Here is a 15406-nt window from a genome sequence, read left to right on the forward strand (position 1 = left end):
TCAACCGGGGTGAGGGGCTTTAGCTATATCAGAGATATTTCAGAAGAATTACTGGTTGTGAACCTCAGCCAGCATGTTCTTCAGGTGACCCAGAATGGTCAGCGAGTCAGAACCGAAACCGTCGTGGTGGTGGGTCTTCGAGGTCCACACCTGAGTGTTGCCGACCCAGCGAGCGGTCTCCATGGAGTGCTCAAAGTCCACGTACACGTCCGGGTTGTACGCCGCAGCCACCACGGGAACCTCGTTCTTGTGCAGCTGTGCGTGGTCGTACAGGCGGCCCCAGTCCTTCTTCTCAGCCAGGATGTTTGCAACCTCAGCCAGCGGACGCAGCGAGGGATCCTCCTCGTAGTACCAGGGGAAGATGTGCTCGCCGGTGAAGAGCAGACGGTCCGCATCCGGTGCGAACTCGGGACGGGAAGCCGCCACGCGAGCAGCAGACCAGTTGGTCGGCGCGGGGGAGGGGGACAGCTCGTAGCCGGGGATGCCGGGCAGAACGCCGTCAGCGGGGCCGTCAGCGTAAATGGTCTCGTGCATCAGGGCGTACAGCGGGTTCGCCTGGAAGGTCACCTCGGCACCCATAGCGGTCAGGAACTGATCGGACAGGTGGTCGTTACCCTCAGCGAAAGCGGTCTCCAGGAAGTAGTGCAGACCGCGCTCGCGCCAGCGGCCACCCAGGAAGTGACCAGCCATCTGGAAGCGGTGATCGGTCAGACGCTCACCGGTGGGCAGGTACTCCTTGTGGGTGCGCAGGTGCTCAGCAATGCGGGTAGCGAGCTCAGCGTCCTCGGGGAACCAGCTGTAGTACTCCTCGTTACGTTCCTTCATGCGGTCGAAGGTGTGCTGGTAGACGTTGTCCACGGAGGTACGAATCGGCGCCAGGCCCGCGGTGATGCGGCAGTCACGCAGCGACTGAGGCGCGAACGACAGGTACGACAGGGTCAGGAAGCCACCGAAGGACTGACCAATGGTGGACCAGCGCTTGTCTGCACGGTCAGCCAGCAGCACCTCGCGGACAGCCTCCGCGTCAGCGATGATGGAGTCCGCACGGAACAGCTCAGTGTACTCAGCCTGAACCTGCGCGTCACCCACAGCGGTGATGTTGCGAGCAGACAGCGGGGAAGACATACCGGTACCGCGCTGATCCAGAAGAACCACGCGGTGAGTCTTCGCCAGCTCAGCAATCCAGCCGCCAATGGAGCCGGTCTTCGGCGAACCGAAACCGGGGCCGCCCTGCAGGTACACAATGTAAGGACGCTTATCAGCCGAAACGGTCAGAGTCTCGTTGGTGTTCACAACCTCGCGGGCGAACACGGTGATGGTCTGGTCCGCGAAACGGGAGGAGAGAGCGGCATCCTTGCCCTTGGAGAAAATCAGACCGTGGGTCAGGGGAACCTGGAACCAGTGGTCGGTAATCTCGTAGCCGTCGTGCTTGACGACCGAACCCTTGCGGTACTCAACCTTGGGAAGCGAAGAAACGGTCAACGGTGAACCTTCTTTCATTCAAATAGATAGATACTCTGTATTCTAGCCCACTACGGGCAACATCGTGGCAGAGCCTCGGGCGGAGTCTCAATCGGAGTCTCAGTTGGAGCCTTAGAACTCGCCCACGCTCAGAATCTTCAGCACCGGGTACCCCGCCTCATCGGATGCCGCCAAATCAACCTCGGCACGAATACCGAAGTCAAAGTTATCTTCGGGGTCGGCGAAGCTCTGCTGAACCTTCCACACGCCCGGATGCGCGGCGGTGTCCTCATCCATGCTGACCAGGCGAGGCGAGCGCGCGTCGGCGTCCGTGTAGATGTCGTCGTAGACGTCGAAGTAGTCGTCCATGGCGTCCGCCCAGCGGTCGGCATCCCAGCCGCACCACTCATCCAGGGCACCCAGGGCACGGTCGCGTTCGTCGGCGAAGAGCTCCACTCGGCGGAACAGGGCGTTGCGCACCATCACGCGGAAGGCGCGCAGGTTCTTCGTCACGGCGGGAGGCTCTTCCTCCTCGATGGAGGCGTGCTCGGCGGCAATGGTCGCGGTGTCTTCGCCGGCAGCCAGCTTCTCCCACTCGTCCACCAGGGAGGAGTCGGTCTGGCGCACGAGCTCGCCGAGCCACTCGATAATGTCGTCAAGCTCGTCGGTCACGGCAGAATCGGGGATGGTGTGGCGCAGCGCCTTGTACGCGTCAGAGAGGTAACGCAGAAGCACGCCCTCGGCACGTTCCAGCGAGTAGTACTGCACGAAGTCGTTGAAGCCCATCGCGCGTTCGTACATGTCACGCACAATCGACTTGGGGCGCGGCTCAAAACGTGCAACCCACGGCGCGGACTGCTTGTAGGTCGTGTACGCCTGATCAATGAGCTCCGCCAGAGGCTGCGGGTAGGTGACCTTGTCCAGCTCGTTCATGCGTTCGGTGTAGTCCACACCGTCCGCCTTCAACTGTGCCGACAGCTCGTTCTTCGCCTTGCGTTCCTGCGCGTACAGCACCTGGTTCGGTGATTCCAGGGTCGCCTCGATGAGGGAGAGCGCGTCCAGTGCGTAGCTGGGGGATTCGGGGTCGAGCAATTCCAGCGCGGCGACCGCAAAAGCGGACAGCGGCTGGTTCAGGGCAAAGTTATCCTGCAGGTCCTCGGTCAGGCGCAGGTAGGAGCCGTGCTCGTCCGGGGTGTTGGTTCGCTCAATCACGCCGCCGGTCAGCAGCTCCTTGTAGATGCCGATTGCCTTGCGCAGCAGCTCGCGGCGGCGCGCGGGGCTCTCGTGATTCTCCTGAATGATGCGGTATGCGGCAATGACCGGGTTCTCCGGGCGGTGCATCAGGTTCAGCAGCATCGAGTGGGTGATGTCGAAGGAGGAGGTCAGCGGCTCCGGGGCGGCTTCTACCAGCTGGTCGAAGGTCTTCTCGGACCAGCCAACGAAGCCTTCCGGCGCCTTCTTACGCTTGGAGGACAGCGACTGGTTAATGCGCTTGGTGTCGTCACCGAACTTCGCCTGAGCTTTAGCCAACAGGCGAGCATTCTCAATATCGTGCTCGGGTGCCTGAACCACCACGGTGCCGGCGGTATCAAAACCGGCGCGGCCGGCGCGTCCAGCAATCTGGTGGAACTCGCGGGCACGCAGACGGCGGCTACGGGCACCGTCAAACTTCGACAGCGCCGTAATCAGCACGGTACGGATGGGTACGTTAATACCCACACCCAGGGTGTCGGTACCGCAAATCACCTTGAGCAGACCCTCCTGAGCCAGCTGCTCCACGAGGCGGCGGTACTTGGGCAGCATGCCCGCGTGGTGAATACCGATGCCGGCACGCACCAGCTTATTCAACGCCTTACCGAAGCCCGGACCGAAACGGAACTTCGCAATCAGCTCCGCGATGCGTTCCTTATCTTCCTTCGAAGCAATAGCCACCGACAGCAGTGCGTTCGCCTGCTCCAGCGCCGCCTTCTGCGAGAAGTGCACAATGTAGACCGGAGTCTGCTTGGTCTGCACGAGCTCCTGCACCGTCTCCTGAACCGGGGTGGTGGAGTAGTAGAAATGCAACGGAATGGGACGCTCGGAGTGAGCCACCAGGTCGCTCTCGCGACCGGTCAGCGCCGTCATCTCCTCCTGGAAGCGAGTCGTATCACCCAGGGTCGCGCTCATCAGTAGGAACTGTGCCTGCGGAAGCTCCAGTAGGGGAAGCTGCCACGCCCAGCCGCGCTGCGGGTCGGAGTAGAAGTGGAACTCGTCCATGATGACCTGGCACAGGTCCGCATCCTTACCCTCGCGCAGGGCAATATTGGCGAGAATCTCCGCGGTGCAGCAGATAATCGGCGCCTCCGTATTAATGGCGGAGTCGCCGGTAATCATGCCCACGTTCTCGGCACCAAAAATATTAATCAGGTCGAAGAACTTCTCAGACACCAGCGCCTTAATGGGGGCGGTGTAGTAGGAACGCTGACCGGTCGCCAGGCCCGTAAAATGCGCGGCAACAGCCACAGTGGACTTACCCGAACCGGTCGGGGTTGCCAGCACCACGTTATGTCCGGCGGCAATGCTCAGAACAGCCTCGTCCTGGGCGGGGTACAGGGTCATGCCGCGGGTTGAAATCCACTCGGTGAACGCCTCATAGATTTCTTCGGCGGTGAGGGGGTTGACCTTGAAATCGCGTCGATTGTAATCGCCGGGGTTCTCGCCCAGCGAGGGAGAAAGAAAATTCAAAATACTCATGAGGATTCCAGTCTATCGGGAATAGGGCGGACGCGGGGGCGTTATCGTTACGAGGGAACAACTCGGCATAGGTGCAAAGTCGCGTGCTCTAATGCGGGAAAACCTAAAGTTCAGGTAGGGTGGAATAAAGCGTTTTAGATGCAGTGATGCACAACCTGGCGCTCAGAAGGTCAAAGGCACAGGGCTCCACACTGCAGAGCCTCACACCGCAGGGTTCCATGCCGCATAAATTACCGCCTAGGTTCAAGTCCGCCGATTGATGCCGGACCATACTGTGCGGTCGATACACGCCCCAAAATACGTTGCATAAATGACGACACGCCCATCTATTGCGTAAATAGTGTTGCGTGCCACATTGATAAAGGAATAGGGTAAGAGAAAGGAGAGACGTTGAATGACTGAATACAACGCTGACAAGGCACAAGAAAACGCCGCGCGTGAAGAAGCTACGCATGAAGAATCCATGCATAACAAAACCACGCAGGAAAAAGCCGCTCAGAAGAAAACTGCGCAGAAAAAAGCTGCACAGGAAGTAACCGGTAGCGAACAGCGCAAGGCAGAAGAGGAAGCCCTCAAAAAGCGCCTCGCCCTGCGCGTCACCGCACCCGGATACAAATACCCCTGGCACCGCTGGGTAATCCCCATCGTGGGTGAAACCACCGCGGGTACCGGTGCGATTCTTATCCCCGTCATGGTGGGTCAATTCATCAACCAGCACATCGCCGGCAAAGCCCCCGACGCCTGGCCCATGTTCTGGGTGGTCGTCGCAGCCATCACCTTCATCGTGATTAATGAGTTCTTCGGCTGGGGCACCTCCATGACCCTCAGCGCGGAACTTAGCCGCGACTGGCGTATCTACATCAACCGGCTCATGGGGCGCACCCGCGCTGGCGTAGACTCCGGCGAAGCGGTCACCGTCATGAACAAAGACGTACGCCGCATTACGGATGTCTACTTCTCACTGCCGCTATTCGTCAACGCCATGATCATCGCGACCCTCGGTGCCGTGCAGCTCTGGCTGATTAACCCCGCCACCGCGATTGTCACCCTCATCGGCACGATTATCGTGGTTAGCGTGATCGCCTGGTACTCGACCTTCCTCGAATCCAAGATCGGCGAATACCGCGAAAAGGACGGCGAAGCCTCCTCACGCGCCTCCGACATCGCCACCGGTCTGCGCACCATCGCCGGCCTCGGCGCCGAAGAGCAGATGCGTGAACGCTACCACCGCGGCACCGACGAAGTTTTCGACAGCTACATGCGCTACGAAAAGACGCACCGCTGGATGTTCCTCATCCGCGCGCTGCTCGGCGGTGCCGTGACCCTGCTCGGCATCGGCTTTGCCCTCACCGGCCACGTCGAAAACGGCCGCTGGGTATCCGACACACCCGCCGCGTCCCTGGTGACCGTCGCCTCCATTATCGCGATGATGGGCGGCCCCATCTGGATTACCCAGAACTTCCTCACCGCATGGCGATACGCCAAGATTGCGCTCGCCAAGGTCGCCCGCTTCGAAGGTCACGCGGGCGTACGCCAGGGCGTGCTGAAGAGCCCGCGCACCGACGAAGAAATGGCGCAGCTGGCACGCGCCGAACAGGCAGTCGAGGCGAGCACCCTCGAGGTGCCCGTACCCGTCGCCCCCGCCGGTGCAAGCAACCCGCGCATCGTGTACGTCAATCCGCGCGACTACAACCTCACCGCGCAAGACTACGCCGAGGCGCTCGCCCGCACCCTGCGACGCGGGGGAGAGGACCTCAAGGACGCCTCCGGCCGCCGCGTGCTGCTGAGCGAACCGAACCCCATGATTTTCGCTGGAACCCTGCAGGAGCACCTGCGCCTGGGAACCGTGCCGAATCCCGACGAGGAGCTGGCACAGGCAAAGGATGCGGAACTGCTGAAGATTACCGACTCCCGCGAAATCGCCTACCGACTGGGTGGACGCAACCCCGAAGACTACTTCGCCGCCCGCATCACCAGCGAAGGCGCGAACCTCTCCGGCGGTCAGCGTCAGCGTCTGGCACTCGCCCGCGCGCTCGCACAGGACGCGCAGGTGCTCATTCTGACCGAGCCGCTGAACTCCGTGGACGAACCCAGCCAGCGCTACATCTACGATGCGATGGAAACCCAGGTTGGTAGCGACCGCCTGCCCGTCGGCTACCCCGGCCTGCTGCAGGATTTGGAGCAGGTCTACGTTGTTTCCACGACCGCGGAGACGACCCGCCGCATGGAACGCGACGGCTACCCGGAAACCGCTCAGCCTGAAACCACTCAGAATCAGGAGGTGAACTAGCATGGCAAAGCAGCTCCCCATCGAAACCCCCGCCTACGTGGCACGCCGCATGTGGAACTACCTCGCGGCGCATAAGGGGCGAGCCCTCTACACCTTCGTCATCTACATGGTCAGCACCCTCATGGGTGCGGTGGTGCCCCTGCAGATTGGTGCCACCGTGGACGACGTGGTGGCGGGCAAGTTCTCCAGCTACCCGTGGCAGCCGATTCTGATTATCCTGGCGGCATTCATCGTGCAGGCGATAACCCTCATGGTCTCCTCGTACAGTGCGGCGCGACTGGGTGCGCTCGTCACCCGTGACGCCAACCAGGACACCCTCGACGGCACCCTCGACCTGGACGCACGCACCGTGGAAGAAGCCGGCAGTGGCGACCTGCTCACTCGCGTGACCGACGACCTCTCCTCGGCGGCGAAGTCCGTCAGTGAGGACCTGCTCGGTGCAATCTACGTGGTGCTGTACTTCATTATCTCCACGCTCTCCCTGGCGTTCGTGAGCCCGGCAATGGGTCTGATTATGCTACCCATGATTGCCGGTCTTGCCCTCATCATGTCGAAGATGCTGCCGCTTATGGCGGCACGCAACCAGACCGCCCAGGAGCGCGTGAGCGACCTCAACAGCGTGCTGACCGAGAACATTCGCGGCACCTCCACAATCCGTGAGCTGGGCGTTCATACCGCCCGCGAAGATGCCTTCGCCGGTGAGAACAAGCGCCAGTTCGCCGCGCAGCTGGGCATGGTGCGCATCCGCCAGCTGTACTTCACCGTGGATGCCATCAACGCGTGGATCCCCACGATTCTGTGTATGCTCTGGGGCGCCGCCTGCGTGGCTCTCGGCTGGGCAAGCTGGGGTGCCGTAGCGACCGCCTCGGTCATGGTTTTCAGCCTCCGAATCCTCGCCGACATGCTGAACCACCACGTGAGCAGCCTGCGCATCATGCTCGTGAACATGGGCCGCGTGTTCGGTGTGGTCTCCTTGGCGAAGAAGCAGCGTGAGGCGCGTGCACAGCATCGCGCCGAAGCGTTCGCCGCCGTGTCTGATGAAGCCGTGAAGAACCCGGAGTACGCAATTAACTGCACCGACGTCTCCTACGGCTACTCGCCGGACGCCCTCGTTCTGGAAGGCATCAACCTGAAGATTCGCCGCGGTGAGGCGCTTGCCCTGGTGGGTCGTTCCGGTTCGGGTAAGACCACCCTGGCTCGTCTGATTGGTGGTTCGCTGACCGCCCTGGACGGCACCATCACCGTGATGGGTCGCCCGGTCGGTCACGGCGACTTCCCGACCGATGCCGCCGCCGACGGCCGCCCGCGCCTGCTGGTCTGCACCCAGGAAGCGCACGTCTTCTTCGGCACCCTCGCTGATAACTTTACGGTGGTCGTGCCGGATGCAACCGTCGAGCAGATGCGCGAGGCGCTGGACGCTATCGGTGCCCGCTGGTGGCGCGATCTGCCGCAGGGCATGGATACTGTCGTCAGCGGAGCGGATTCGCCGCTGACTCGCGACCAGATTCAGCAGCTGGCGCTGGCACGTATTGTGCTTGCTGACCCGCACGCCGTGATTCTGGACGAGTCCACCACTCAGCTGGAGCTCGCGGACGCAACCGAGTCCCTGAGCGCCGTGCTGGCGAACCGTGCGGTGCTGATCATTTCGCACGATGCGCGTATCGCCTCGCTGGCTGACCGTGCGGTCCTGCTGCACGAGGGCAGGATCATTGCGGAGGGTTCACCGGCAGAGATTTTCGCCCTGACCTAAGCCCGGAGGATAAGCCCGGCTGATAGTGCCCGGTACCGTGTGAAGCGGTGCCGGGCACTACTCGTTTAACGGGTGGTTTCCGTACAAGGGTGCGCTGAAATCGGCGGCGGGGAGCCCCTGTAGCAACGCAAGACTCAAACGAAAATTTCGGAGAGATTCACTTGTCACCCGCAAAACTTTCAGCTACTAAGAATCATTGTGATAACCTGGCAGAGCGATATGGGGTGCCTTGAGACGCCCGCGACCCGCTAACCTGCCAAACTAACCGCCCAACGAAGGGCTACGGCACAGCGAAGAGCTACAGCACAGCGGGCGCACGAAACGGCGTAATAACACTCAAGGCTGAGAGAATCACCCATTGAACCTGCTCTAGTTCGAACTAGCGAAGGGATTATCGATCATGGCAGAGCAGCCTACTGCGCCCGCGTGCGCACCCACTACCAACCCTGTACCCGGCGCGAGCGCCTCCGGAGCATCCGGGGCACCGCAGACAGCTCGGGTGCCGAGGGTTCTCTCCATTGCCGGAACCGACCCCTCCGGCGGTGCAGGTATTCAGGCGGACCTCAAGTCCATTGCCGCATCCGGCGGTTACGGCATGTGCGTGACTACCTCACTGGTCGCCCAAAACACGTGCGGGGTTCGTGAAGTATTCACCCCGCCCCTGGAATTTTTGACCGCGCAGCTTGCCGCCGTTTTTGATGACGTCACGGTTGACGCCGTGAAAATCGGCATGCTCGGCGACGCAGACACGATCCGCACCGTCCGCACCTGGCTGAGCGAGCATCCGGTGCCCGTGGTTGTGCTCGACCCGGTCATGATTGCTTCCAGCGGTGACCGCCTGCTGCAGGCGGAAGCGGAGCAGGCGCTGCGCGATCTCGTGCCGCTCGTGAATGTGATTACCCCGAACATTCCGGAGCTTGCCGTGCTCTGTGAGAAGGAGCCCGCCCAGACTTTCGATGAGGCGCACGAGCAGGCGGCGAACCTTGCGGCGGCGACCGGAACTACCGTGATTGTGAAGGGCGGCCACCTGTGTGGTCAGGACGCCGGTAACACCGCGGTCTTCCCGGATGGCACCTGCGCGCATGTGCGTACCCCGCGCCTGGAGAGCCGCAATACGCATGGCACCGGATGCTCCCTGTCCTCCTCGCTGGCAACCCGCCTGGGCGTGGAACTGCTCCAGCATGCCGAAGCCCCAGGACACACCGAAGCCCCAGAGCACGCTGCAGACCAGCAGCTGACCAGCGAAGACACCCACCGCGCCCTGCAGTGGAGCACCCGCTGGCTCCACGAATCCATCGCCGCAGGCGCCGGTCTGCAAGTTGGCTCCGGTGAGGGCCACGGCCCGGTGGACCACGCCGCCCGTGCCCGCCGCCTGGAGGCTGCCGCCTCCGCGTACCCGTGGCATCACCTGCTCGCCACCACCGACTCTGAGGGTAATACTCTGGACGGCACCAGCCCGGAGCGTCTGCTGCCGGTCAGCCCCGTGCCCGCCGGTGAAGCCGTTGTAAAGCCCGCCGGACCCTGGACCGCCGCCCTCTGGGCAGCCGGTGGCGAAACCTGGCACCAGATCCTGGACCTGCCCTTCGTGCGTGCCCTCGGTGACGGCACCCTCGACGAGGACCTGTTCGCCTTCTACCTGGACCAGGACGCCCTCTACCTGCGGGATTATTCGCGTGCGCTCGCGACTCTCTCGGCGCGTGCTGATACAGCTGAGGCGCAGGTGCACTGGGCCGCCGGTGCGCATGAGGCGATTGCCGCCGAATCGCAACTGCACGAGGGCTGGCTGGCGAACCGTGCGCGTCTGGGTGGCCCCTCGCCGATTACGATGGGGTACACGAATTTCCTGCGTGCCTCCGCCGCCGGTGATGATTACGTGGTCGGTGCCGCCGCTATCTTGCCCTGCTACTGGCTCTACGAAGAGGTGGGCGCTGTGCTCTCCTCGCAGAATCACGCGGACCACCCGTACGCGGAGTGGTTGAGCATGTACGGTGGCGAAGAATTCGCCGCGGATGTGGCACGTAGCCTCGCGGAGGTGGAGCGTGCGTTCGAGGCGGCTTCACCGGCTCAGCGTGTGCGTGCGGCGCAGGCGTACCTGTCGGCGTGCGTGTACGAGCGTGAGTTCTTTGACCAGGCGCACCGAGCATTGCGTTAGATTGCCGGGAGCTGCGCTAGATGACTGGCGCTGCGCTAGGGGCACACCGGAGCCAGCTCGCAGGTGCTATAGGTACCGATGCTTTAGGCGCCGGTTTTTGGGCTGAATACCGCCCCGGCATGGTGCGAGATGGGTGATTGATGCTTCACTCAGACTGCCGCCGGTTCGGCGGTTGTGCCGGTTATGCTTAAGGCGTCGGTGAAAACCGTTTGCGGTAGGATTCCGGCCCTCACCCAACTGGCTGATGTACCTGCCGCGCCCGCACCTCTACGGTGTGTAGCCGACCTAGGAAAGTTTGGCCCGCCGCAACCACCTCATCCAACCCCCGCGGCGGGCCAAACGCCTTCCTTCCCGAATTTTCTTCTCGGGCTCCGCTTGAAAGCGTTTCGCGTATAAATCCCGCATAGAAATATCCCGTGCAGATACTCTCATCTGCACGGGATATTTCTATGTTTCTCACCGTTGCGGGTCAGCCGCTGCGGCTAGTGCGTCAGGCTAGTGCGTCAGGGAAGGGGAGAAGCGCCTACTTGCTTTCACCCTTGAGCGCACCCACGAGCGGACCGATCACGTCCATGGGCAGCGGGAAGACCACGGTCGAGTTCTGGTCGGCACCCAGCTCCAGCAGGGTCTGCAGGTAACGCAGCTGCAGGGAGGCGGGGGACTGGCTCAGAATGTCGGATGCTTCCTTCAGCTCGCTGGAGGCCTCCAGCTCACCGCGTGCCGAAATGATCTTTGCGCGGCGCTCACGCTCAGCCTCAGCCTCGCGAGCCATGGCGCGCTGCATAGCCTCGGGAATCTCAACGTCCTTGATTTCAACGAGCTCCACCTGAATACCCCACGGCTCGGTGCGCGAACCAATGATGGAACGCAGGTCCTCGTTCAGGTCCTCGCGGTGTGCGAGCAGGGTGTCCAGGTCAACGCGACCGAGCAGGGAACGCAGGGTGGTCTGCGCAATCTGGCTGGTGGCGATCGGGTAGTTCTCAACCTCAAGCACGGCGTTCTTGGCATTGGTCACGCGGAAGAGGACCACGGCGTTCACGCGGGCGGGAACGTTGTCCTTGGTGATGACTTCCTGCGGGGGAATGGTCAGGGTGATAACACGCATATCAACGCGCTGCAGGGAGTCAACGAGGGGGAAGACGACGTTCAGGCCGGGCTTCAGCTCCGAACGCAGGTGACCGAAGCGGAAAGAGATGCCACGCTCGTATTCGGGGATGACGCGGAACATACGAATCAGAATAAAAAGAACAATGACGGCAACTGGGATGAGGATAGTTGCCAAAGTGACGGGATCCATGGTTTTCCTTCACAAGTATTGGGGGAGGACGGTATGTGTGCCCACCTGCCCGCGCCTCGTACGGTGCAGGTAGTAGGGGTGTAGGTAGTGGGTGTTGCCCGGTACCGGGCTGTGTGGGGAGTTTGGGAGGGGAATTTCCCGTCCCGGCGTACCTCGCGGCGGTCGGTGCTTTAGCGGCACCCCGCATGGAAAACTCAAAAGAGGAATAAAAGAGAATTCCACACGGGGTGGCCGCCGAAGCTAACAGACGGGACCAATCGACCGGTCAGCCGCCGGAACGGAAAAACTTGTGCAGCGCTACTTCTTCGCCATCTGCTCTGCCAGTTTTTCGGCAGCCTCAACCTCAGCCAGGTTCTGCTCCTGCAGGACCTCATTCGTGGTCTTGTGCAGTCGCTTAACCGAGGTGCCGGTACCGCTCCATGCGGGGCGGTCCGGGTCGAGGGCAGAGGTACGAACCGGCAGGGTTGCCTCCGCAATCATCTGCTTGCGGGTCTGCTCGGTACGGCGCTTACGCTCATTCGACACGCCACCCCACTTCGCCGCGAAACGGTCCATCTTCACGTTCACCGATTCGTCAGCGGTGGATGCGTGAATATGCTTCGGATCGTTCTCGAAGTTCGCGGGGGAACGCATGAGCTTCACAGCCAGCGGGTAGGTCAGCGACAGGCAGACCACCGCGGCGGCACCCTCCACCAGAAGCTCCAGCGGGGAGTGCCAGACGATGGCGGCACCAATCAGGATGACCACGCCCAGCAGCGAGACAGCAACCGCCAGCCCGCGGTGGAAACGACCCGACTCGGAGTAGGGCCATTCATCCACTTCGCGGGTGAGCTCGCGGCCGTTCGCCGAGACGGTGCAGCTGTCCTTAATCGGGCAGGTGTTGCACACGCTGGGCTTGGCGCGGTAACGCATCACTCGGTTATCCGAGTCGAATGCGGTCGCCCACAGCCACTGGTCTTCGGGGCAGAGCCACGCGTCGCTCTCTTGGTGGTAGGTGAACCCGAAGGTTCGCGCCGCCACCATGCGCTGGCTGGTGCGCTTGGCGAGAATATCGAAGCCCCAACCCACGGCGACCAGGCCGAGCGCGTACACGCAGGCCAGCCACACGAGGAAAGAAACTCCAGCAATCTGCTCAGGCATGGTTAGCCTCGACGATCGCTACGGTAGGGGCTGGTCTGCTCGGGCAGTTCCTCGGCAGCCTTAGCGCCGGCGAACTCTGCGATGCGAGCGTCCTCAACCACCTCGTACAGCGGCGGTTCGGGCAGCTCCAGGACGGTTTCCTTAGCGTTCTTGGAGAAGATCTCCTTGATACCCAGCAGAGCCAGCTTAATCAGCGGGATAATGCCGACCAGGAAGATGACGTCACCAGGCATACGCATCCAACCCATCACGGCGGAAGCGCCGTCGTGAATGAACGCGAAGGAACGAGCCTCGTAGTAGCCTTCACCCACGGACTTGTACAGCTGAGCAATACCCAGCGGCAGCAGCGAGATGAAGGACATCCACAGCAGACCAATGTTCAGGGTCCAGAAGGAGAACTTCAGACCCTTCTCAGGCCACTTGTCCTCAGGGAGCAGGTAGCGCAGACCAAACACCGCGAACGCAATCGCGAGCATACCGTACACACCCATCATGGATGCGTGTGCGTGGTTTGCGGTCAGCGCCGTACCAATCTCGAAGTAGGACACGATCGGCAGGTTAATCAGGAAGCCGAACACACCCGCGCCGAGGAAGTTCCAGAAGCCCACAGCAATCAGGAACATAACAGCCCAACGGTGCGGGAAAGGCTTGGTGCGGTTGGAGTACTGGCGAGCACCCAGCTGCATGAAGCCCCACGCCTCAACGGTCAGGAAGGTCAGCGGGATAACCTCAGCAGCCGAGAAGAACGCACCGAATGCCATCTGCTCGGAGGGGGTACCGACGAAGTAGGTGTGGTGCAGAGTACCGATCACACCACCGACGGAGTAGAGCACGGCGTCCATCATGATGATGGAGATCGCGATGCGCTCGCGGACCACGCCGAGCAGCACGAAGATGTACGCCACCATGACGGTGGTGAAAAGTTCGAGGAAGTCCTCCACCCAGAGGTGAACCACCCAGAATCGCCAGAATTCGGCGACGGTCACGTGAGTACGCTGACCTGCGAGCAGGCCGACCGCGTAGAACATGGGGATAGCGAGGCCGGAGAAGAGGAACAGCCACGGCAGGGAGGTCTTCTTCGAGCCCTTCAGGCGAGCGGAGAGGGTACGCCAGACGATGACGATCCAGATGAACATACCCGCGGTGAGCAGGATCTGGAAGAATCGCGGCAGGTCCAGGAACTCCCACTGCTGCGAGAAGAAGCCGGTGAATTCCTTGGGGATGAGGCCCTTCTGGGAGAACCATTCGTTCAGCAGCGAGCCGAGGACCACGAAGACCACGGCGCCGATGAGAACGTAGGTGAGCAGGCCCTGCTTCTTGGGTTCGCGGCGGGTAATCAGCGGGGCGATGAAGATACCGCCCGCCAGGAACGCGCCTGCGGTCCAGAAGAGGGAGAGCTGAAGATGCCAGGTTCGGGATACCGTGTAGGGCAGCAACTGGCCCATGTCGATACCGAAGAATCCGGTGAGTTCTTCACGGTAGTGCTCGGTGAGCGCACCCACCAGAGCCTGCAGCAGGAACAGCACCAGGATCGTTGCGAAGAGCAGGCAGGCTGCCTTCTGCGAGGGGGTCAGGCGAACTTCGTCGGGCTGACGGAAGTCGAGGACGGGTGCCTCTTCCGCGTGCCAGCCGATAGCGCGGGACCAGCGGCCGTAGATGGCGAACATCAGACCGGTACCACCGATGAGGGCAATCAGGGAGAGTGCCGACCAGACCATCAGATCCGCGGTGGGCTTGTTGTCCACGTTGGGTTCGGAGGGCCAGTTGTTGGTGTAGGAGTAGGGCTGGTCGGGGCGGTCTGCCGCCGATGCCCACGCGGTCCAGCCGAAGAATGCGACGATGTCGTGCAGTTCTTCGTCGTTCTTAATGGCGTTGGGGAACAGGCCCTGCGAGGTGTCACCCTTCATCAGGGTTTCGCGGTAGTGCTTGAGCATGAGCTGGTAGCCCTTGGTCTGACCAGCGGACCAGGTGATGGTCTTAGTCTGCTCGTCGTACTTGTTCTCCTTGCGCCACTCGTTCTTGACGAGCTCGCGGGGGTCCTGCTTGCCCTGTTCACGGTACTCCTTGACGGCAGCATCGGTGGTCAGGCGCAGGTATTCTGCAGTGTAGTCGGGGCCGAGGTAAGCACCGTGACCCAGAACGGATCCGTACTGCTGCAGGCCGCGTCCCTGGAACAGTTCCTGACCGTGCAGAATCTGCTCTTGGGTTGCGATAGTTTTGCCGTCGTTGCCGACAATTTTATCGGGGAGCGGCATGGAGAGTGCGTAGGTGCGCATTGCGAGGACTGCCATGATGGTGAAGCCCAGGAGCATCACAAACGCAACAGCCTGTACCCAGCCTTTTCCGGCATAGGCACCGACCGTGTCTGAGCGGCGGGCAATCTTTGCTGCCTGCGCACGCGAGACGGGTTTTGTAGCCATAGTGTATGTCTCCAGTGTGCGTGGATTGTGTAGGTGGAGTGGTCCCGACGCACATCCGCTGGAGGGGCGGCTCACTATGTTCAGGGTGAATCGTCCTTGAGGGAGGTGCGACAGCCCACCCTGCTCTCATTTTTGCATATTAAATGCGTATTTACGAAACTTT

General features: G+C 61.7%; 8 protein-coding genes and 1 riboswitch. Of the genes, 3 read left to right on the top strand and 5 right to left on the bottom strand.

Annotated elements, in window-relative coordinates; all coding sequences use genetic code 11:
- Positions 1-48: 48 nt before the first annotated feature.
- Together HMPREF2765_RS03210 and HMPREF2765_RS03215 are read right to left on the bottom strand one after the other, a co-directional pair.
- Entirely contained in the window at positions 49-1500 is a 1452-nt protein-coding gene (locus tag HMPREF2765_RS03210) for an alpha/beta fold hydrolase (RefSeq protein WP_070604242.1), read from the bottom strand.
- Between the two features lie 93 nt (positions 1501-1593).
- Positions 1594-4194, bottom strand: a complete 2601-nt coding sequence (locus tag HMPREF2765_RS03215) for a DEAD/DEAH box helicase (RefSeq protein ID WP_070604243.1) — start codon at positions 4192-4194, stop codon at positions 1594-1596.
- 394 nt (positions 4195-4588) lie between these two features.
- Here HMPREF2765_RS03215 and HMPREF2765_RS03220 point away from each other — a divergent pair, with 394 nt between their 5' ends.
- The 3 genes from HMPREF2765_RS03220 (at position 4589) to HMPREF2765_RS03230 (ending at position 10386) form a co-directional block, all read left to right on the top strand.
- Entirely contained in the window at positions 4589-6484 is a 1896-nt protein-coding gene (locus HMPREF2765_RS03220; protein ID WP_070604244.1) for an ABC transporter transmembrane domain-containing protein, read from the top strand.
- A 1-nt stretch (position 6485) separates the two neighbouring features.
- On the top strand, positions 6486-8234 hold the full coding sequence (locus tag HMPREF2765_RS03225) for an ABC transporter ATP-binding protein (RefSeq protein WP_070604245.1): 1749 nt from the start codon (positions 6486-6488) through the stop codon (positions 8232-8234).
- 210 nt (positions 8235-8444) lie between these two features.
- Positions 8445-8643, top strand: a riboswitch (TPP riboswitch).
- Positions 8635-10386 (top strand): bifunctional hydroxymethylpyrimidine kinase/phosphomethylpyrimidine kinase, encoded by a 1752-nt coding sequence (locus HMPREF2765_RS03230; RefSeq protein ID WP_246824914.1) that lies wholly within the window; start codon positions 8635-8637, stop codon positions 10384-10386. Its footprint overlaps the riboswitch before it by 9 nt.
- 523 nt (positions 10387-10909) lie before the next feature.
- On the opposite strand, the gene HMPREF2765_RS03235 is transcribed toward HMPREF2765_RS03230, so the two are convergent.
- From HMPREF2765_RS03235 to HMPREF2765_RS03245, 3 genes are all read right to left on the bottom strand, one after another.
- Positions 10910-11683 (bottom strand): slipin family protein, encoded by a 774-nt coding sequence (locus HMPREF2765_RS03235; RefSeq protein WP_005506196.1) that lies wholly within the window; start codon positions 11681-11683, stop codon positions 10910-10912.
- A 297-nt stretch (positions 11684-11980) separates the two neighbouring features.
- The gene (locus tag HMPREF2765_RS03240; protein WP_049341322.1) at positions 11981-12823 is read right to left on the bottom strand and encodes a transposase; all 843 of its coding nucleotides are present in this window, start codon (positions 12821-12823) and stop codon (positions 11981-11983) included.
- A 2-nt stretch (positions 12824-12825) separates the two neighbouring features.
- Positions 12826-15243 (bottom strand): nitric-oxide reductase large subunit, encoded by a 2418-nt coding sequence (locus tag HMPREF2765_RS03245; RefSeq protein ID WP_070604246.1) that lies wholly within the window; start codon positions 15241-15243, stop codon positions 12826-12828.
- Between the last annotated feature and the right edge of the window lie 163 nt (positions 15244-15406).

Origin of the sequence: Rothia sp. HMSC062H08 (assembly GCF_001810775.1) — a bacterium.
Taxonomy (GTDB): Bacteria; Actinomycetota; Actinomycetes; order Actinomycetales; family Micrococcaceae; genus Rothia.